Source organism: Stenotrophomonas sepilia, assembly GCF_003244875.1.
GTDB classification, from domain to species: Bacteria; Pseudomonadota; Gammaproteobacteria; order Xanthomonadales; family Xanthomonadaceae; genus Stenotrophomonas; species Stenotrophomonas sepilia.
Window position 1 is genome coordinate 1 of sequence record NZ_LXXZ01000032.1, and the last position, 20,255, is coordinate 20,255.

General features: G+C 68.1%; 14 protein-coding genes and 1 tRNA gene. 8 read left to right on the plus strand and 7 right to left on the minus strand.

The features are described from left to right. Positions 1–354: 354 nt before the first annotated feature. From ppk2 to hemA, 4 genes are read right to left on the minus strand one after another with little or no spacing between them, the layout of a single operon-like run. Positions 355–1,137, minus strand: a complete 783-nt coding sequence (gene ppk2, locus A7X97_RS04900; protein WP_072167912.1) for a polyphosphate kinase 2 — start codon at positions 1,135–1,137, stop codon at positions 355–357. A gap of 46 nt (positions 1,138–1,183) precedes the next feature. Continuing rightward, on the minus strand, positions 1,184–2,899 hold the full coding sequence (locus A7X97_RS04905; protein ID WP_111007662.1) for an O-linked N-acetylglucosamine transferase, SPINDLY family protein: 1,716 nt from the start codon (positions 2,897–2,899) through the stop codon (positions 1,184–1,186). A 5-nt stretch (positions 2,900–2,904) separates the two neighbouring features. After that, complete coding sequence (gene prfA / locus A7X97_RS04910) at positions 2,905–3,987, minus strand: peptide chain release factor 1 (RefSeq protein WP_014036080.1); 1,083 nt, start codon at positions 3,985–3,987, stop codon at positions 2,905–2,907. Next, on the minus strand, positions 3,965–5,248 hold the full coding sequence (gene hemA, locus A7X97_RS04915) for a glutamyl-tRNA reductase (protein ID WP_065178970.1): 1,284 nt from the start codon (positions 5,246–5,248) through the stop codon (positions 3,965–3,967). The genes prfA and hemA overlap by 23 nt, the downstream gene beginning before the upstream one ends. Positions 5,249–5,311: 63 nt before the next feature. On the opposite strand from hemA, the gene A7X97_RS04920 reads away from it, so the two are divergent. From A7X97_RS04920 to ychF, 8 genes are all read left to right on the plus strand, one after another. After that, on the plus strand, positions 5,312–6,997 hold the full coding sequence (locus tag A7X97_RS04920) for a tetratricopeptide repeat protein (protein WP_181503424.1): 1,686 nt from the start codon (positions 5,312–5,314) through the stop codon (positions 6,995–6,997). Further along, positions 6,994–7,653 carry a lipoprotein insertase outer membrane protein LolB gene (gene lolB / locus A7X97_RS04925; protein WP_088496487.1) on the plus strand — a complete coding sequence of 220 codons (660 nt, stop codon included), beginning with the start codon at positions 6,994–6,996 and terminating at the stop codon, positions 7,651–7,653. Before A7X97_RS04920 ends, lolB begins: the two co-directional genes overlap by 4 nt. Beyond that, on the plus strand, positions 7,650–8,519 hold the full coding sequence (gene ispE, locus A7X97_RS04930; RefSeq protein ID WP_088496488.1) for a 4-(cytidine 5'-diphospho)-2-C-methyl-D-erythritol kinase: 870 nt from the start codon (positions 7,650–7,652) through the stop codon (positions 8,517–8,519). Before lolB ends, ispE begins: the two co-directional genes overlap by 4 nt. A gap of 11 nt (positions 8,520–8,530) precedes the next feature. Continuing rightward, positions 8,531–8,607: transfer RNA gene (locus A7X97_RS04935), tRNA-Gln, on the plus strand. Positions 8,608–8,747: 140 nt separating this feature from the next. After that, positions 8,748–9,707, plus strand: coding sequence for a ribose-phosphate diphosphokinase (locus A7X97_RS04940; RefSeq protein ID WP_005415400.1), 960 nt, complete (start codon positions 8,748–8,750; stop codon positions 9,705–9,707). A gap of 109 nt (positions 9,708–9,816) precedes the next feature. Next, on the plus strand, positions 9,817–10,434 hold the full coding sequence (locus A7X97_RS04945; RefSeq protein ID WP_005408191.1) for a 50S ribosomal protein L25/general stress protein Ctc: 618 nt from the start codon (positions 9,817–9,819) through the stop codon (positions 10,432–10,434). 48 nt (positions 10,435–10,482) lie between these two features. Continuing rightward, the gene (gene pth, locus A7X97_RS04950; protein WP_088496489.1) at positions 10,483–11,061 is read left to right on the plus strand and encodes an aminoacyl-tRNA hydrolase; all 579 of its coding nucleotides are present in this window, start codon (positions 10,483–10,485) and stop codon (positions 11,059–11,061) included. Positions 11,062–11,203: 142 nt separating this feature from the next. Continuing rightward, on the plus strand, positions 11,204–12,295 hold the full coding sequence (gene ychF / locus A7X97_RS04955) for a redox-regulated ATPase YchF (RefSeq protein ID WP_005415403.1): 1,092 nt from the start codon (positions 11,204–11,206) through the stop codon (positions 12,293–12,295). Positions 12,296–12,799: 504 nt separating this feature from the next. On the opposite strand, the gene A7X97_RS04960 is transcribed toward ychF, so the two are convergent. From A7X97_RS04960 to A7X97_RS04970, 3 genes are all read right to left on the minus strand, one after another. After that, on the minus strand, positions 12,800–16,039 hold the full coding sequence (locus A7X97_RS04960; RefSeq protein ID WP_111007664.1) for an autotransporter family protein: 3,240 nt from the start codon (positions 16,037–16,039) through the stop codon (positions 12,800–12,802). Between the two features lie 263 nt (positions 16,040–16,302). Continuing rightward, positions 16,303–16,944 carry a response regulator gene (locus tag A7X97_RS04965; protein ID WP_049416983.1) on the minus strand — a complete coding sequence of 214 codons (642 nt, stop codon included), beginning with the start codon at positions 16,942–16,944 and terminating at the stop codon, positions 16,303–16,305. Further along, positions 16,941–20,168: a hybrid sensor histidine kinase/response regulator gene (locus A7X97_RS04970; RefSeq protein WP_111007665.1), complete on the minus strand. Its 3,228-nt coding sequence runs from the start codon at positions 20,166–20,168 to the stop codon at positions 16,941–16,943. The genes A7X97_RS04965 and A7X97_RS04970 overlap by 4 nt, the downstream gene beginning before the upstream one ends. Positions 20,169–20,255: the final 87 nt, after the last annotated feature.

Here is a 20,255-nt window from a genome sequence, read left to right on the forward strand (position 1 = left end):
CCGTAAATACGTCCCTGTAGGCTCGGTCGCCGCATCCATGCGGCTCACGCCCCCGCAACCGGACCCACCCCGCCTTTGACAGTTCTCCGCGATCTGTCGGAATGGGATGGCCTGCTCTTGGTGGGTGTCGACCTTGGTCGACACGTAGATCCACGCCATGCGTGGATGCTCTTCGTTCCATTGTCGAAATGTTCGATTTCAATGGAGATTCATCCACGCATGGCGTGGATCTACCAGATCGCCGGAATCTGTCAGAGGTGGGGCGATGCCGGAGTGCGGGGTGTTGCTGTTGCTGTTGCCGGCCAGCGGCCGGCACTACCGCAGGTGCAGGGCCGCAGGCCCTGCCGACCCACCCTAATCCTCGACCGGGAAGTCCTCGATGGGCTTCAGCACATCGAAGTGCTCGCGATGCAGCTTGCCCTTCAGCTTCGGCAGCTCCGGCAACGGTGCATCCACCCGCGTATCCGGCAACCGGTCCAGCAGGTTGCGCACCAGGGTCAGCCGCCCCAGCCGCTGGTCGTTGAAGTCCACCAGCGTCCACGGCGCCGCCTCGCGATGCGTCGCGCGCAGCATCGCCTCGCGTGCTTCGGTGTACGCGCTGTACTTGCTGCGCGATTTCAGGTCGACCGGTGAGAGTTTCCAGCCCTTCAGTGGATCGAGATGGCGTTCGGCGAAGCGCTTTTCCTGCTGCTCCTGGTCCACGCACAACCAGTACTTGAACAGCAGGATGCCGTCGTCCACCAGCAGCTGTTCGAACACCGGCGCCTGGCGCAGGAACTGCTGGTACTCGGTTTCGCTGCAATAACCCATCACCCGTTCAACACCGGCACGGTTGTACCAGCTGCGGTCCATCAGCACGATCTCGCCGGCGGCGGGAAGATGCGCGGCGTAACGCTGGAAGTACCACTGTGTGGCTTCACGGTCGGTGGGCTTGGGCAGCGCCACCACCCGGCATTGGCGCGGGTTGAGATGCTGGCTGATGGCCTGGATCGCGCCGCCCTTGCCGGCTGTATCGCGGCCTTCGAACAGCACCAGCAGGCGTTGCCCGCTGTACTGCACCCAGCGCGCCATTGCAGTCAGTTCCAGCTGCAGCGGCAGCAGCAGTTCGTCGTAGTCCTTGCGCTTGAGCTTGGCCATCGTCACACCACGCGGGGAGGAAGCCGGAGCGTAGCGCACGGGTTGCTCAGGGGGTGTCGACGCCCTGCCAGCCCTGCCAGCCCTGCTCGCCCGCCAGCGTCTGCAGCAGGGCGGAAAGGTCATGGGCAAAACCTGCCATGTCGAATACACCACTGTCTTCGCGTGCCTGCGCCAGTTCGGCACGCAACGCTGCCAGCGCCACCGGGTCGTTGCCCAGCGCGCTGGCGGTGGCGATGAACGCCGCATCGTCGGCAACGTTCATCCGCGAAAGACCCAGATGATGGTTGAGGCTGCCGGCCACGCGCGCGGCGAAGGTATCGCCCGGGCAGGTCAGTACCGGGCAGCCGGCCCACAGCGCATCGGAGGCAGTGGTGTGGGCGTTGTAGGGATGCGTGTCGAGGAACAGGTCGGCCAGCTGATAGCGGGCCAGGTACTGCGGATGTGGCAGCTTGGCCATGAACACCAGCCGCGTTGGATCCAGGCCGGCGGCCTGCGCGGCCGCACGCAGGCGGGCATCGGCCTTGCCGGGCCCGGACAGCAGCCACAGCACGCTGCCGGGCACGGCCTGCAGCACCGCGAAGGCGCGGCCCATGCTGCGCGGGTTGAGCTTGTAGCTGTTGTTGAAGCAGCAGAACACCACGCCGTGTTCGGGCAGGCCGCACTCGGCGCGGGACGGTGCCGGTTCCAGTACGCGGGTGTTGTCCGAGGGCTGGAAGGCACGTGGCAGGCGCAGGACGCGTTCGCTGAAGTGAGGTTCCAGCGATGCCGGCAGCACGAATTCGTCGGCGACCACGGCATCCAGCCAGCGCGCACCTGATGTGCCGGGGTAGGCCAGCCAGTTCAGCTGCAACGGGGCCGGGCGCATGGCCAGCACTTCGGGCGTGCCGCCGCCCCCCCAGCCGCGCAGGTCGAACAGCAGGTCGATGTCCTGTGCACGGATGCGGGCCGCGATGTCGGCATGCCGCAGTGCGGCCACGTCATGCAGGCGGGTGGCGGCCTGCAGGCGTTCGCGGATGCGGCTGCCATCGGCGCGGTTCAGCGCGAACAGGTGCAGTTGCAACGCCGGGTCATGGCGCAGGTGTTCGAGCAGGGCCACGGTCAGCAGCCCGGTGGGATGGGCGCCGAAGCCATTGGAGAGGAAGCCGACGCGCAACGCGCCGTGCTCGCGAACCTTCACTGCAGGAAGGGGGCGCACCGCCGACGCAACGACCGCGGCGCGTGCGCGCGCACAGGCCAACTGCTCCGCAGCGCTTACGTCTTCACTGAGGAAGGCGAAGGGTTCCACTGCACCCTGACCCGCGGCGAGCGCGTTGCGCACCTGCGCAGCCAGCGTGTCCACGTCCTGCCAGTCGCACAGGCGGCGCTGCCAGGCCAGGCGCTGGGCGGCGATGTAGGGTTCGCCCGGCATCAGCGCGTGCGCGCGGCGATAGGCCGCTGCTGCGCCTTCGGCATCATCGGCATCTTCCAGCGCGTGGCCCAGCCACAACGCGATGCCCGGGTGCTGCGGGGCCAATGCCGAGGCCTGGCCGAGCAGCTTCGCCGCGTCGGCGTGCGCGCCGGCCATCCACGCCACGCGCCCCAGCCGCGCCAGCGCTTCGGGGTGGTTGGGGCGCAGCTGCAGGGCACGTCGTGCGGCCTGCTCGCCGGCAGCGATGTCGCCGGCTTCCAGTTCCAGGTCGGCCAGCATCACCCAGGCGACGAAGTCGCCGGGCTGGCGTGCGATCGCCTGCTGCAGGTGCTGCCGCTGCTGCCAGGCCTTCATCGTGCTCAGCCCGCCGACAGCTGGGCCAGGGCGTCGACCTGGTGTTCGTGGCTGAGCCGCTGCAGCAGCGGGTCGAGGTCACCGGCCAGGATGTTGGGCAGGTCGTACAACGTCAGGCCTTCCACGCGGTGGTCGGTGATCCGGCCCTGCGGGAAGTTGTAGGTGCGGATGCGCTGGCTGCGATCGCCGCTGCCGACCTGCAGGCGCCGCGACTCGGCCTGTGCCGCGTCCTGGCGCTGGCGCTCGGCATCGAGCAGCTGCGCCTTCAGGCGCTTCATCGCCTTGTCGCGGTTGGCGTGCTGGCTGCGCTCGGTCTGGCACTCCACCACCACGCCGGTCGGCACGTGGGTGATGCGGATCGCGGACTCGGTCTTGTTGACGTGCTGGCCACCGGCGCCGGACGAGCGGAACGTATCCACCTTCAGGTCGGCCGGGTTGATGACGATGTCATCGACTTCGTCGGCCTCGGGAATGATCGCCACGGTCGCGGCCGAGGTATGGATACGGCCCTGCGATTCGGTGGCCGGCACGCGCTGCACGCGATGCGTGCCCGATTCGAACTTCAGGCGCGAGAACGCACCACGGCCGACCACACGCGCCACCACTTCCTTGTAGCCGCCATGCTCGCCGGGGTTGTCCGATTCGATCTCGACCTTCCAGCCCTGGCGCTCGGCATAGCGGGCGTACATGCGGAACAGGTCGCCGGCGAAGATCGCGGCTTCGTCGCCGCCGGTGCCGGCGCGCACTTCCAGGAACAGGTTGCCTTCGTCGCGCGGGTCACGCGGCACCAGCAGCAGCGCAAGCTCCTGCTCCAGTTCCTGCAGGCGCGCCTGCGCGGCGGCGATTTCCTCGTCGGCCAGCTCGCGCAGGTCGGGGTCGGCGCGCATGCCTTCGGCGGCGGCCAGGTCGGCCTTGGCACGGGCTTCATCGGCCAGTGCAGTGGCGACCGGTTCAAGTTGGGCGAATTCGCGCGAAAGGTCGCGGAAACGGGTGTTGTCGGCGACCACGTCGGGTTCGGCGAGCAGGCGTTCCAGTTCTTCGCGGCGCTCGGCCAGCGCTTCCAGCTTACGGCGCAGGGTCGGCGTCATCGGGTCTCACGGGTGGGTGGTGGTAGCCCGGCGTGGCCGGGAACAGGCGCTCGGCGGCGCGGGTCAGGTCGGCATCGCCACTCAGCGCGGCGGCGCGCAGTGCGGCGGTCGGCGGATGCAGCAGGCGGTTGGTCAGGCCGTGGGCCAGCAGTTCCAGCACTTCGTCGGCGGGCTTGCCGTTGGCCAGCTGCTGGCGTGCGCGCTCCAGCAACTCGGCGCGGGTGGCCTCGCCGAACGCACGCAGCTGCCGCAAAGGCGCCTGATGGGCACTGGCCTGCTGGGTCTCGACGTAACGCGATACCTGCAGGTCGATGATCGCCTCGGCTTCGGCGGCGGCCTCGCGGCGGCCACGGCGGTTGTCTTCCACCGCGCGCTCCAGGTCATCGACCGTGTAGAGGAAGGCATCGTTGAGCGTGCCGACCTCGGCTTCGATGTCGCGCGGAACGGCCAGGTCGAACAGCAGCATCGGCTTGTGCCGGCGTGCACGCAGGGCCTTGGCCACCATCTCGCGATGGATCACCGGCTCGCGCGCCGCGGTGGCCGAGAACACCACGTCGGCCTCGCCCAGGTGACGGTCCAGTTCGGTCAGCGGCAGGGCCACGCCGCCATGGCGGCTGGCCAGTTCCTGCGCGTGGGCCAGGGTGCGGTTGGCGATCAGCAGCCGCCGCACCTTGCCTTCGCTCAGGTGCCGTGCAGCCAGCTCGATGGTCTCGCCGGCACCAACCAGCAGCACAGTGGAGTCGTCCAGCCGGGCGAACGCGTTCTGCGCCAGGCGCACCGCCGCCGACGCCACCGATACCGGGTTGGCACCGACCTGGGTATCGGTGCGCGCCCGCTTGGCCACCGAGAAGGTCTGCTGGAACAGGCGGTCCAGGCGCTGGCCGAGCAGGCCATGGTCGCGCGCGGTCGACCAGGCGTCCTTCACCTGGCCGAGGATCTGCGGTTCGCCCAGCACCATCGAGTCCAGCCCGGTGGCGACCCGGAACAGGTGGCGCACAGCCTCGGCATCGGCATGCTGGTACAGATAACCCTGCAGGTCACCGGCCTGGCTGCGCAGCCACTGGTCCAGCGCCTGTGCCGACTCGGCCACGGCGTACAGCTCGGTGCGGTTGCAGGTGGACAGCAGGACCGCCTCGGCGATCTGCGGGGTATCGCGCAGCGAGCCCAGCGCACGCGGCAACGCCTCACCGGCGAAGGCCGCGCGCTCGCGCAGCTCCACCGGTGCGGTCTGGTGATTCAGTCCGAGCACCCACAGGGTCATTGTTCAGTTGCTTGCGATAAGCTGCTGGCCATTGGACGACATTTTAAGGCCCCGATGCCGACGATGCCCGCATTGATTCGCATCCCCAGTGTTCTGCTGCTGTCCCTGGCCTGCGCGCAGGCCCTGGCGGCGGTGCCGCCCAAGGCCCCCGTGCGGGCCGCGGCCACCGGGGAACTGGCGCTGGAGCCGGTGATGGCCGGTGAGTTCGCCCTGCAGGCCGGCAAGCTGGCCGAGGCCGCGCGCTGGTACCTGCAGGCCGCGCAGCAGACTGACGGCGATGCTGGCCTGGCCGAGCGCGCGACCCGTATCTCCATGCTTGCCAACGATGACGCCAGCGCCGCCAAGGGCCTGGCCCTGTGGCAGCAGCGCGCCCCGCGTTCGTTGACCATGCGCAGCGCCGCCGGTGCGCTGGCCATGCGCCAGGGTGATGTGAAGGCCGCCCGCACTGAATTGCGGGCGCTGCTGGCCGACCCCGACGAGCGCGGCTGGAAGTTCGCCCTGGCCGCGCTGATCGGCGGTGGCCGCGACCCGGCGGTGCCGGCGCAGGTGCTCGGCGAGCTGGTCGATGCCAATGCGATTCCGCCGAAGATCGAGGCCTGGCAGGAGTTCGGCCGCCTCGCCCTGCGCATGGACAAGCCCGACCTGGCGCGTCGCATGATCGATGAAGTGGTCAGGCGCTTCCCCGAAGAACCGCGCGTTGCCTTGCTGCGTGCCAGCCAGCTGCAGCAGGCCGGCGAGACCGACAAGGCCTTGTCGCTGCTGCACGACGTCGAGCCGAAGACCCGGCAGGACCCCGAGCTGCGCAATGCGGTGGCCATCGCCTACGACAGCCTGGGGCAACCGGCTGCTGCCGAGCGCGTACTGGCATTCGGCCCGCAGGATGTGCAGACCTGGGGCATGCGCGCTTCACTGTTGGCCAAGCAGGGCGACAAGGCGGCGCTGTCCAACCTCTACAACGAACTGTCGCGGCAGGCGGCCAAGCCGGACCCCGCGCAGCGCCTGTTGCTGGGCAAGATCGCCGAATACCTGAAGCGCTATCCCGAGGCGGTGCAGTGGTACCACAGTGTGCCCGGCGGTGATGAGCTGAGCGAGGCGCGCCTGCGTGCGGCCAACGCCCAGGCGCTGGCCGGACGGCTGCCGCAGGCACTGGATGAAGTGCACGCGATCCAGTCCGACGCGGTGGTCGACGATGATGTGCGCCGTGACGCGTATCTGCTGGAGGCCGAGCTGCGCCAGCGCGGCGATGACAGTGCTGGCGAACTGGATGCGCTGGCCCGCGGCCTGGCCGCCTACCCGGATGACAATGGCCTGCTGTACGCCCGCGCGCTCACCTGGGAGCGTCGGGACGATATTCCGCGCGCCGAGGCCGACCTGCGCAAGATCCTGGTGACCGACCCGGAAAACGTGCCGGCCCTGAACGCCTTGGGCTACACCCTGGCTGACCGTACCGGGCGCCTGCAGGAGGCGCTGGAGCTGATCGACCGCGCCCGCGTCGCCGAGCCGGACAACGCCGCTATCGTCGACAGCTATGGCTGGGTGCTGTATCGCCTGGGCCGCAAGGACGAAGCGCTGGTGCAGCTGCGCCGGGCCTGGACCCTGGCCAAGGACCCGGAGATCGCCGCCCATGTCGGCGAAGTGCTGTGGGTGCTGGGCAAGCATGACGAGGCCCGCCACTTCTTCGACGAAGCGGCCAAGCTCGATCCTGAAAACCGCGCGCTGCTGCGCGCCCGCGAGAAATTCAATCCATGAGTGTTTCCCTGATCCGGCCGCTGCTGTTGGCGGCTGCGACCCTGGCGGTGACCGCCTGTACCAGCGTGGGCACGCAGAAGACCCCGCCACCGGCGGTGGTCGAGACGGTTTCGGCCGAAGCGGCGCAGGCCGAAGCGGCGCGCGTGGCCGCCCTGCATGCACAGCCGGACTGGGCCTTCCAGGGCCGGGTCGCGGTCAGCAAGGGCAAGGACGGCGGCAGCGGTCGCATCGACTGGAAGCAGCAAGGCCGCCGCTACGTGGTGGAGTTGAGCGCGCCGGTGACCCGGCAGAGCTGGAAGCTGACCGGCGATACCCATTCCGAAGCTGGCCGCCTGGAAGGACTGACGGGCGGCTCGCGCGACGGCGAGGACGCCCAGCAGCTGTTGCTGGAGGCGACCGGCTGGGACATTCCGGTCAACCAGTTGCCGGAGTGGATCCGCGGGCTGGTCGCCGGCGACGCCGCCGGCCCCGAGACGGTCGAACGCGACGGTGAAGGCCGGCCGCGCCGCATGCAGCAGATGGGCTGGCAGGTACAGTACCTGGACTGGTACCCGGCCGACGCCGGACGACCGGCGCTGCCGCGCCGGATCGAGGCCAGCAATGGTGACGCCAAGGTGCGCCTGCTGGTGGACGAGTGGGGGCAGGGCACGCCATGAGTGGGGCAGTCGACGACGCGGGCTGGTCCTGGTGGCCGGCCCCGGCCAAGCTGAACCTGTTCCTGCACATCACCGGCCGCCGGGCCGACGGCTACCACGAACTTCAGACCGTGTTCCGCCTGCTGGACTGGGGCGATCGCATCGGCCTGCGCCTGCGTGAAGACGGCCAGGTGCGCCGGCAGGGCGAGGGCCTGGCCGGCGTGGCCGAGGCCGATGATCTGGCGGTGCGCGCCGCGCGTCTGCTCCAGGAAGTGGCGAAGGTCGCGCAAGGTGCGGACATCATCGTCGAAAAGCACGTTCCTGCCGGTGGCGGCTTCGGTGGCGGCTCGTCCGATGCGGCCACGGTACTGGTGGTGCTGAACCGGCTCTGGCAGGCCGGGCTGGACGAAGAGGCGCTGGCCGCGCTGGGCCTGCGCCTGGGCGCCGACGTGCCGGTGTTCGTGCGCGGTCGCAACGCCTGGGCAGAAGGGGTGGGCGAGCGCCTGCAGCCGATCACGCTGGCGCCGGCCTGGTATGTGGTGGTTGAACCGGGCGTTCATGTTCCCACGCCGGCCCTGTTTGCAGACCCGGATTTGACGCGCGACAGCCCAGTGGCGAAAATAGAGGACTTCGCTTCCGGGACCTTGGTCGGGAACGCGTTCGAACCGGTGCTGCGCCGCCGTGAGCCTGCCGTCGAGGCAGCGCTTGCCGCGTTGAGCGACATCGGCACCGCGCGGCTGACCGGTTCGGGAAGTGGTTGTTTCGTCGAATTCGCGTCGCAGTCTGCTGCAGAGCAGGGACGGTCGAAATTGCCGAAGGAGTTGCGGGCAAGGGTGGCAGCGGGCGTTGCGCGTTCGCCACTGCTGGATGCACTCGAGCAACACTGATTTATCAATGCAGGGGCGTCGCCAAGAGGCCCAAGGCACCAGGTTTTGATCCTGGCATTCGTAGGTTCGAATCCTACCGCCCCTGCCAATAGCGGCTGTGTCCGCGCCTTCCAGCGCATCGCCCGCGCGGGACGTGGAAACAACCGCGGTGTTGTCAGCAGCAGGGGTCCATCCGGGTCCTTGCCGCCCCCGGATCCCCGTCACTCGTCCCCGCCCGAGACAATCATGATGCAAGAGTCCCCGAACCTGCTGGTCTTTTCCGGCAACGCCAACAAACGTCTGGCGCAGAACATCTGCAAGGAACTGGGGGTTCGCCCGGGCAAGGCGCTGGTCTCGCACTTCTCCGATGGCGAAGTGCAGGTGGAGATCGAAGAGAACGTCCGCAAGCAGGACGTGTTCGTGATCCAGCCGACCTGCGCGCCGAGCGCGGAAAACCTGATGGAACTGCTGGTGCTGATCGACGCGCTCAAGCGCGCATCGGTGGCCAGCGTGACCGCGGTGGTGCCGTACTTCGGCTACTCGCGCCAGGATCGCCGCATGCGCTCCTCGCGCGTGCCGATCACCGCCAAGCTGGCGGCGAAGATGTTCAGCACCGCGGGCGCTGATCGCGTGCTGACCGTCGACCTGCACGCCGACCAGATCCAGGGCTTCTTCGATATTCCGGTGGACAACGTGTATGCGTCCCCGCTGCTGCTGGCCGACATCTGGCGCGCCTACGGCACCGAGAACCTGATCGTCGTCTCGCCGGACGTGGGCGGCGTGGTCCGCGCCCGTGCGGTGGCCAAGCGCCTGGATGACGCCGACCTGGCCATCATCGACAAGCGCCGTCCGCGCGCCAACGTCTCCACCGTGATGAACATCATCGGTGACGTCGAAGGCAAGACCTGCGTGATGGTCGATGACATCGTCGATACCGCCGGCACCCTGTGCGCCGCTGCCGCTGCCCTGAAGGCGCGCGGTGCGCTCAAGGTCGCCGCCTACTGCACCCACGCGGTGCTGTCGGGCCCGGCGGTGGACAACATCACCAATTCCCAGCTCGACGAGCTGGTGGTGACCGACACCATCCCGCTGAAGGACGCGGCGCGGGTGTGCAGCAAGATCCGCCAGCTGAGCGTGGCGGAAATGCTGGCCGAAACGATGCGCCGCATCGCCTTCGGCGAGTCGGTCAGCTCGCTGTACGTTGACTGAGTTTTTCGCCCCTGCCGGCAACGGCGGGGGCATACCCGGATGCTTCTGGTCGCGGAAGCATCTTCAACCGCCACGCCGCAGGGCGCGGCAACAACCTGAGTAGTCGAAAATGTCCAAGACCCATGAAATCAAGGTCACCAAGCGTGAACTGCAGCGTAAGGGTGCGAGCCGCCGCCTGCGTCACGCCGGTGTGATCCCGGCCATCGTGTACGGCGGCAACGCCGAGCCGGTCGCCATCAGCCTGGACCACAACGAAATCTGGCTGGCCCAGCAGAACGAGTGGTTCTATGCCTCGATCCTGGACCTGAACCTGGATGGCCAGGTGCAGAAGGTCCTGCTGCGTGACATGCAGCGCCACCCGTACAAGCAGCTGATCATGCACCTGGACTTCCAGCGCGTGAACGAGAACGAAGCCCTGACCGCTTCGGTCCCGCTGCACTTCGTCAACGAAGACACCTCGCCGGCCGGCAAGGCTGCCGACGTCGTGGTCACCCACGAACTGAAGGAAGTGACCATCACCTGCCTGCCGAAGGACCTGCCGGAGTCGATCGAAGTCGACCTGGGCGAGCTGAAGGCCGGTGACGTGGTGTACCTGTCCGACATCAAGCTGCCGAAGGGCGTGGAAATCCCGGCCCTGGCGCTGGGCAAGGACCACGACGACGCCATCGTCACCGCCAAGGCCGGCAAGGCCGACGAGGCTGACGAAGAAGCGGCTGCCGCCGAGTAATACCGTTACGGTGCCTGCCTCCGGGCAGGCACCGTACTGGAAGGAACGATGGCAGGACTGCGACTGATCGTCGGTCTGGGCAACCCCGGATCGGAACACGCCCGGACCCGGCACAATGCCGGGTTTCATTTCGTTGAGGCCCTGGCGGAAAAAGCCGGTGCGCGATGGAATGTGGACAGCAAGCTGTTCGGTGAGACCGCCAAGGTCGAGATCGCCGGGCAGACGGTGTGGCTGCTCAAGCCCGCCACCTTCATGAACCTCAGCGGCAAGTCGGTCACCGCCGCGCAGCGGTTCTGGAAGATCGAGCCGGAGGAAACCCTGCTGGCCCACGACGAACTGGACCTGCCGCCCGGTGCGGCGCGGCTGAAGTTCGACGGTGGCCACGGCGGCCAGAACGGCCTGCGCGACACCATGCGCCTGCTGGGCCACGGCAGGTTCCATCGCCTGCGCGTGGGCATCGGCCATCCCGGCCACAAGGACCGCGTGGTGGGTTGGGTGCTCGGCCGCCCGTCGAAGGACGACGACGTGCTGATCGCGCGCGCCATCGACGATGCGATCGACGTGCTGCCGCTGGCGGTGCAGGGCGATTTCAACGAAGCGATGAAGCGGCTGCACACCCCGAAGTAAACCGCTTTGGGTAGGTGCCAACCTTCCCGATTCCGGTGGGTGCCAACCTTGGTTGGCACACAATGATCGACACCGAGATGGATTGGCCAAGCAGCGCGCGCGCTGTTTCACCAATCACTTTCACCCCAGAGAGCTGTCACCCATGGGTATCAAATGCGGCATCGTCGGCCTGCCCAACGTCGGCAAGTCGACCCTGTTCAATGCGCTGACCAAGGCGGGTATCGCCGCGGCGAACTTCCCGTTCTGCACCATCGAGCCGAACGTCGGCATCGTGCCGGTACCGGATCCGCGCCTGAACGAGCTGGCGGGCATCATCAACCCGCAGAAGGTCATCCCGACCGCGGTCGAGTTCGTCGACATCGCCGGCCTGGTGGCCGGTGCCGCCAGCGGTGAAGGCCTGGGCAACAAGTTCCTGGCGCACATCCGCGAAGTCGATGCGATCACCCACGTGGTGCGCTGCTTCGAGCACGGTGACATCGTGCACGTGGCCGGCAAGGTCGACCCGATCTCGGACATCGAAACCATCGACACCGAGCTGGCGCTGGCCGACCTGGACAGCGTCGAGAAGGCGCTGAACCGTGCCGAGCGAGCGGCCAAGGGCGGCGACAAGGATGCCGCGGCGCGCAAGCCGGTGCTGGCCAAGCTGCAGGCGGCGCTGTCGGAGGGCAAGGCCGGCCGCTCGGCCGGCCTGGACGAGGAAGAGAAGGCGCTGGTGCGCGACCTGTTCCTGCTCACCCTGAAGCCGGTGATGTACATCGCCAACGTGCTGGAAGACGGTTTCGAGAACAACCCGCACCTGGAAGCCGTGCGCGCGCATGCCGCCGCCGAGGGCGCGCAGGTGGTGCCGGTGTCGGCCGCGATCGAAGAAGAGCTGTCCCAGCTCGACGACGAGGACCGCGATACCTTCCTGGCCGACCTGGGCCTGAGCGAGCCGGGTTTGAACCGCGTGATCAACGCGGCCTACAGCCTGCTCGGCCTGCAGACCTACTTCACCGCTGGCGTGAAGGAAGTCCGTGCGTGGACCGTGCGCAAGGGCGCTACCGCTCCGCAGGCTGCCGCGGTCATCCACACCGACTTCGAGAAGGGCTTCATCCGCGCCGAAACCATCGCGTATGACGACTTCATCAAGTACAAGGGCGAAGCCGGCGCCAAGGAAGCCGGTCGACTGCGCCTGGAAGGCAAGGAATACCGCGTGCAGGAAGGCGACATCCTGCACTTCCGCTTCAACGTCTGATCCAGCGGCAACGGATCGACCCCGGACGCCCCGCCCTGTGCGGGGCGTTCGCGTTTCTGGCGATGGATAAAAAATCACCACGCTGCGAAACGCTTGCGGCGTGACGTTCGCCGGCACTTGTCCACAGCAAACTCCCATCGCTTTCCACGCCGCATGTGGAAAACCGTGCAGCTCCCCTGTAGCGCCGAGCCCACGCTCGGCTTGGGGGGCATCAGCCGAGCGTGGGCTCGGCTCTGCCAGGCTTGCCTGTGCAATGTGGACAAATTTTCACCACGCTTCGAAATGCTTGCGGTGCAATGCTCGCACCCACTTGTCCACACCAAATCCCAACCACTCTCCACGGCGGATGTGGAAAACCGCGCATGGGCGTGGACAAAAAAACGCCACTCCCTGAAACGCTTGATGCGTGGAGCTCACCGCCACTTGTCCACATCAAACTCCCATCGCTTTCCACGCGGCATGTGGAAAAAGTGCCCGGCACTCCCTTGCCGGACACTTCCCGCATCACCAGGTGTACGACACGCCCAGCTGGGCACCGACGTCGCGGAAGCCCATGCCGCCGCTCTGCCGGCTCACTTCGCCCCAGCCGCGCCAGCCGCCGGACAGATCCACCTGTACACCGGCCTTGGCTTCGTAGATGTCGCGCGGCAACTGCCGCTGCAGCCGTTCACCGTCCATCGCCAAGCCCGCGCCATTGCCGCCGGACCACCAGTTCACTGCCATGTACGGATGCACCTGGCCCTGCGCCGGGCTCAACCCGCGGCTGTAGAGGCGCAGGCCGAGGCGGGTGCTGGTCTCGTCACCACTGCGGTCTTCGACCACCGTGCCGTTGGCCTCGACCACGCGGTCGCTGTCATAGCGGCTGTGCACCACCTGCAGTTGCGGTTGCAGGTAGATGCCGCGCTGCGCGGTGCGCCGCAGGGGCAGCACATAGCCGGCTTCGGCCGATGCACTCCAGTTGCGGGCGTCATAACGTTCCTTCTGCAGGCCATCGCCCTGCACGCTGTTGCGGAAGCGGCCGTACTGCAGCCAACCATCCACATAGGCGCCGCCCTGCATGCGCGCATCCTGCAGCCACGTGGCATAGGCACCCACACTGGTGCCGGTGACCACGCCACGCGCGGTATAGCCGGTCACCTGCGAGCGGCTGTCATTGCGCGCGCGGCCGTGGCCGAGCATCGCACCTGCCTGCAGTTCGCCCGCGCCGCCCACCTCGAAGCGACGGCCGACGCCGACCAGCACGCTGCTGATCTGCCCATCGACCTGGATCTGGCGGCTGCGGTCGTGGCTGTCGGGCTGCGCGCTCCGAAGGTGCATCCAGGCCACGGCATCGCTGCTGGCGCCGGCCTCGGCGGCGGGGTCACCGGCGCGGTCGTGCAGGCTGTGCCGGAACATGCCCAGCGCGGCGCTGCGGTTGGCCAGGTAGGCCGCCGGTTCCGGGCGTTCCACCTGCGGGCGCGGTGGATCGATCGGCGGCTCCGGCGGCAACGGTGGATCGACCGGCGGTTCCGGCGGTGACGGTGGATGGACCGGCGGCTCCGGTGGCTGCGGCGGATCAATCGGCGGTTCCGGCGGATCGACGGGTGGCACGTATTCCGAACGCAGGTACCAGTTGCCATCATCCGGGGTCGACACGCCGCCCTTGAACAGGAAGTAGTCGTAGGCACCGGCGACCGCGCGTCCCTGCAGGCTGAACTGTGCATCGGACTGGCCGCCAACGGTGATCAGGCGGATACCCTCCTGCGTCAGTGCACCGGCACCGCCGGCATTGCGCACGCTCACGCTGGCAGTGCCGCTGCTGTTGCCACTGATGACCAGCTGGTCGCCCAGCGAAGTGTCGTCACCCAGTGCACGGTTGAAGATCCACTGACCACCGTTGCCCACATAGTCGCCGCTGACAGTGACGGTCTTGAAGCCGCTTGCCCCCGGGGCATCGAAGGCGATGGTGCCGGCGTGTTCGAGCGCGCCGACGCTGGAACTGGCACGCACGTTCCACTGGCTGCTGCCATCCAGCGCAAGCTGTGCGACCTGGTAGCCTGAGTTGTTGCGCAGGGCACCGCTGAACGTGGTGCCGTTGCCCAGCACCATGCGTACGTCAGCCGTTGCGCTGTCGACCACCACGTCACCGCGCAGCGTGCTGGCGTCGGCGCTGAAGTCGATGCGGCTGGTCGCCACGCTGCTGCCATCGGTGAACACCGTGTCGCTGACCCGCAGCAGGCGCCCGCTGCCGTCGCCTGCGGTCACGTCGCTGCCATTGACGGTCAACGCATGGTTGCTGCCCTGCAGCCAGAACGCGGCGCCGCTGGCGGTCTCGATGTGGCTGTCATTGAAGGTGGCCCGGTTCCAGTACGGGCCGAACGCGGTCAGGTAGGAGCGGTAGCCACCACTGTTGCTGCCGGTCATGCGGATGTCCAGGCGATCGGCCTGGGTCAGCCGCGCGGTGTTCATGTGCACGATGCCGAACGCGTTCTCGCCGTCGCCGCGGATCGCAACGGTGTCGAGCAGCGCGGTGGCGGTGGAGCCACCGATGAACACGCCGCCACCCCCGTTGCCGCGCACGTCGATCACGTTGCCGGTGGCTTCAATGCGGCTGGCGGTGCTGCCGGTGGAACCGGTCACGCGTACGCCATAGGTCGTATCGCCGTGCGTGGTGATCCGGCCGCCCTGCACGGTGGCGACCCCGCCGGCGATCTCGACACCGTAGCCGTAGGTGTCGGTCCAGGTGTCGATGGTGCTGTCGGTCAGCTGCAGGCGCGACTCATCGCTGGCCAGCCAGAATCCGGAGTAGCCATCACGCACATCGAACGCGGCGTCGCGGGCGGTCAGCTGCCCCCAGCTGTTGATGTTCACGCCATAGCCGCCGACAGTGTAGAAGCTGCCGCCGTTGATCACTGCGCTGGAATAGGTCTTGCTGATGCGGCTGCCGAGCAGGCGCATGCTGCCACCCACCGAGTGCGCTTCCACGTTCTCCAGCAGCACGCTGCCACCACTGTCGATATCGAACCAGCCGCCTTCCATGTAGGTGTCATACAGCTCGGCGCGGCTGCCCGCGCCATCGACGGCAACGCCGGCGAGGATGCCACCGGGAGCGAGGGTGATGCGGCTGTTGCGGATCGTCAGCAGGCCCGCGCTGTCGGCGCGCAGACGGGCACCACCGTCGGCGCTCATCTGCAGATCGGCCAGGTGCAGTTCACTGCCCTTGCCGGACGCACCGGCCAGCGCCGCACCGGTACCTGTCACTGAAAGGCGGCCCCCGGTGTAACGGATCACGCCACCGTTGTAGGCCTGCACGCTGCCGAATCCGCTGCCGTTGCGCGTGGCATCGATATCGACATCGCGCGCATCGATCACGCTGCCGGCACCATTGGCATACAGTGCGTAGAAGCCCACGCCGGTAGCGGGTGCGATCGACAGGGTGGCACCGCGCAGCTGCACCTGGCCGCCACTGGCAGCAGACACGGCGCTGCCATTACCGGTCACGTTGATGCGGCTGCCGTCGATCAGTGCGCTGCTGCCAGCGCCGGTGACGGTCAGTGCGAAGCTGCCCGCGCCATGGGTGAGGACATCATCGGCACCCAGCTGCAGGTTGTTGCCATCGCTGACCTGCAGGGGCCCGGTCAGATCGGCGGCGTGGACTGGCAGTGCCGCCCACAGGGCGGTTGCCAGCAGGCTGGGAAGGAGGGGAGCAGGCGCGAGGCGCGCGCGCCCGGACGCTCGGCGGCGCCGAGTGGGGGAGGCGTACATGCTGTTGGACTTCCTGTGGCAGGGCGCAGCAGGGCTGCGCGGACTGGCGCGGCAGGGCCGCGTCGCTGCGGAAGCCACACGCGATGGCAGCTGCAGGCGCCATCGGGCTTCCGTCCCCCACGGCGACGCGGTTGCTGCCGGCAGGCGCACCATGGCGGGATGCGTCCAGCCTAGAAATCGGCACTGTCCTATGGAATCAGGCGTTTCCTAAAGCCGTCGCAGGCCCTCGTACGGGGCCCGCAGGATTCAGCCTGGAGTGGGCCTCAGGCGAACAACGAGGCCTGCAGGCAGTACTCGATCAGTGCCTGGTCACTGTCCACGCCGAGCTTGCGCATCGCACTGATCTTCTGCGTGCTGACCGTCTTGGCGCTGCGCTGCAGCTGGCGTGCGATGTCGCCCACGCTCATGCCGCCGGTAAACAGCCGGATCACTTCCAGTTCGCGCGGCGACAGGCGTGCACGGACCGCATCGGCATCGGCTGGTTCGCTCGCCGCGACCGGCAGAAGGCCCGGTGGCCGGTAGACGCGGTCGGCCAGCACCACGCGCAGGGCCTGTACCAGGCTGCCCAATCCATGGCTCTTGAGCACGACGCCGCCGGCGCCGGCGGCATACATCGCTGCAACCAACGACGGATTGGACACCATCGTCAGCACCAGCAGGCGCGTCTCCGGGAAGCTGCGGCGCAGGAACGAGATCAGCTTGATGCCGTCACCGAAGCGGTCGCCCCCCGGCATGCTGTAGTCGGTGATCACGACCTGTGGGCGGGTGCGGGTCATCAGTTCGATCAGCGTCGCCGGGTCGGCCGCCTCACCCACCACGTCCAGATCCAGTTCCCCGGCCAATACGTCGCGGATGCCGGCAAGCACGATCGGGTGGTCGTCGGCGATGAGGATCCGTGTGGTCATGGCAGGGTCGGGTCGTCAGGTGGGGAAGGGGAGGCCGCATCAAGCAGCGGATGCAACAGCTGTTCGAGGCGTCGCTGGAAGCGGGCAAGCGACGCCGCCTGGGTGGTCAGGTCATCGCCGCTCGCAAGGCTGTGCTCGATCTGCAGGCCGCTGTCCACCAGGGCGGGTGCGCCCACGATGACTAGTGCGCCACGGATGCGATGCAGTACCTGCACCACGCGCGCGGGATCGGCGCTGGCAATCGACTGGCGCAGGCTGTCCAGGTCGGCCTGCATGGTCTGCACGAACAACGCCTGCATCCTCGCGGGAACCTGCAGCGGGAGATCATCATCGCCCGTATCGGTGGATTCCGGTGCTTGCGATGGCGCGAGAACCGTTGCGTCGCCCCGGGTCATCCCGATCAGCAGGCGTTGCAGCGCTTCCAGCGTGATCGGCTTGACCAGCACGCCCTGCATGCCCGATTCCTGGCAGCGCTGGCGTTCGGCCGGGTCGGCATTGGCGGTGGCGCCGTGGATCGGCACGCTGACACCGCGCGCCCGCAAGGCGCGCGCCAGGCCATAGCCATCCAGCCCGGGCATGTTCAGGTCGGTCAGCACCAGCGCGAACTCGTCCTGATGCCAGTAGCCCAACGCTTCATTGCCGTCGCTGGCGACCACGGCGCGGCAGCCGAGCTGTTCCAGCTGGTCGCGCAGGATCGCCTGGTTGATCGGGTTGTCCTCGGCCACCAGCACCTGCAGGCCGAAACGGCGCGTCGCCGGCAGGCGCCCTTCGGCGCTGGCCGCCAGCGGCTGGCCACTGGCGGCAGCCAACGCGAGCACGATCGCGTCGAACCGGTGCAGGCCAACCTGCCAGGCGCCATCGACCTGCCGTGGCCGCACGCCGCCGTCGCGGCAGGCAACCGCACGCGGTCCATCCACCCACCCGGGCAACGCGTCGCCCAGGACCAGGTCGAGCAGCACGGTGGACGACGGCAAGCCCGCCGCGCTTTCATCGCGGTACACGCTGGCCAGTGCACCGCGCTGCTGCAGGCGGTCGCACAGTGATTGGACCAGCTCGCGCACACCACCCCGCACCTGTACCTGCAGGCCCGCAGGCAACTGCGGCGCAGGAGATTGCTGCGGATCGGCCGGCGCCGGGGGCAGCGGCAGTTCTACGCTGAAGCTGCTGCCCAGGCCGCTCTCGCTGACCACGCGCAGCTGGCCTTCCATCAACGCCACAAGATGCGCGCAGATGGAAAGGCCCAGGCCGGTGCCGCGCATCGCATCGGTGCCCGGGTTGGCCTGGAAGAACGGCTCGAACAGGTGTGCCTGGTGCTCGCTGGCAATGCCGATGCCGGTATCGGCGACCTGCCACTGCAGCCAGCAGCGCTGCTCTTGCCAGCGTGCCGAGACGCGCACCACCACGCGTCCGCTGTCAGTGAACTTCAGCGCGTTGCTGATCAGGTTGTTGAGTATCTGGCGGATCCGTGCCGCATCACCGCACACCACGGACGGCACGTCGGCATCGATGCAGGCGTAGAACTGCAGCCCTTTGCTGGCGGCCGCGGCAGCATACGAGTCGAGCGCATCCTCGGTCAGATGCACTGGATCGAACGGGCTGGGTTCCAGGCTCAGTTGCCCGGCCTCGGCCTTGCTGACATCGAGGATGTCGCTGATCAGTTGCATCAGCGTCGAGGACGAACGCTGGATCGTCCCCAGGTAGTCCCGCTGACGCGCATCCAGTGGCGTGAGTCCGAGCAGTTCGAGGGTGCCGAGCACGCCGTACAGCGGCGTGCGGATCTCGTGGCTCATGGTGGCCAGGAACTGGCTCTTGGCCCGGTTGGCCTGGTCGGCGGCACGGCGCGCCTGCTGCAGCACCTGCTCGGCTTCGTGCTGGCTGCTGAGATCGATGAACAGACACAGCACCGCCGGCTCGCCGCGATAGCGCGCCGGCGTCGCGGTCACCAGCAGGTGGCGGCCTTCGGGCGTGGTGTAGGCCAGCCCATCGCCGAGCGTGGTGCCTCCAGCGGACAGCACGCTGCGCCGCCAAGGGCCATGCCAGCCTCCGCTGTGGTGGTCTTCGCCCAGCCAGCGGCGGGCGAGGGTGTTGTCCAGCAGCACATTGCCATCGGTACGGTGCAGCAGGCACAGCCCGATCGGCGCGTTGTCCAGGATGGTGCGGCTGAAGGCTTCGCTTTCCAGCAGCCGCGCGTGGTTGCTGCGCAGCGGCTCGATGACCGAACGCCGATACGCGCGCAGCACCAGCGTGCCACCCAGTGCCAGCAGCAGGGCCACCACGGTCGCACCGAGCAAGGGCCCCTGTGGGTGCTGGAACACCTGCCGCCAGCTGACGTGGTACACCGCCAGCCAGCCGCGCTCGCTGCGCATGCGGAACTGCAGGCCTGCAAGGCCAGCCTTCCAGGAGGTGCCAGCGTCACTGGCGTCTGCTGCATCGCCCAGCAGGCGCTGGCCATCGGCATCGAACAGCGACAGCCGCTGGAACACCGGAACACCCAGCACCTGCCGGTAGTCATCGACACGTGCCGGATCGAGCAGGCACGCCAGCGCGGCCTGCGAATCCTTGCCGTCCTCACCCCACAGGCGCGCATCCTGCGGGGTGTGGGCGATGGCGAGCAGCCAGGTCTGCCGGTCGCGCCACGGCACGCTTACCCAGGCGATGCCGCCGCGCTGCAGCGTGGGCCGCGTACCCAGTGCGCGGTGGATGTCGGCGATCGCCGGTCGCAGGTGATGCGGGCTGTTCTGGCTTGCATCGGTACCGACGGTCTGTACCGGTGCCAGCAGCCCGCGTGTGCCCTGGCCATCGACCAGCAGGCATTGCGGTGGTGGGTAGCGCGAAGCGGACCAGAACGTGCCGTAGAAGCGCAGGAACCGGTCGCCCAGCTCGGTCGGTGGCGAACGACCGGCCCCCTCGCTCCCGATCACCGCGAAGTTGGCATACAACGGACCGCGTTGCAGTTCCACGCTGGCATCGGCAACCGGCTGGCCTCGTACGCCGACATCATGCAGCCGCCACTGGCGCAGGAAGCGCTCCTGCTCGCGCAACGTACCGTCCAGGCGGCGGAAGTGGTACTCGATCTTGCTGCGCTCTTCGTTCAACAGTTGCGAGCCGGCCGACAGCAGCAGTCCGGCCTGCAGGGTCGCCAGCACCACCACGCCGATCAACAGGGCATGGACGCGGAGCGAGCGGCGAGCGAGTCGGCGTACAGGAGCGGCCTCGGCCGGCATGGCAGGTCTCAGGGCATGGGGCGGACATCGGCACCGGTGGCGGCGCGAAGTCCGCCGCTACTGCATAGACAGGATCATCAATGCCGC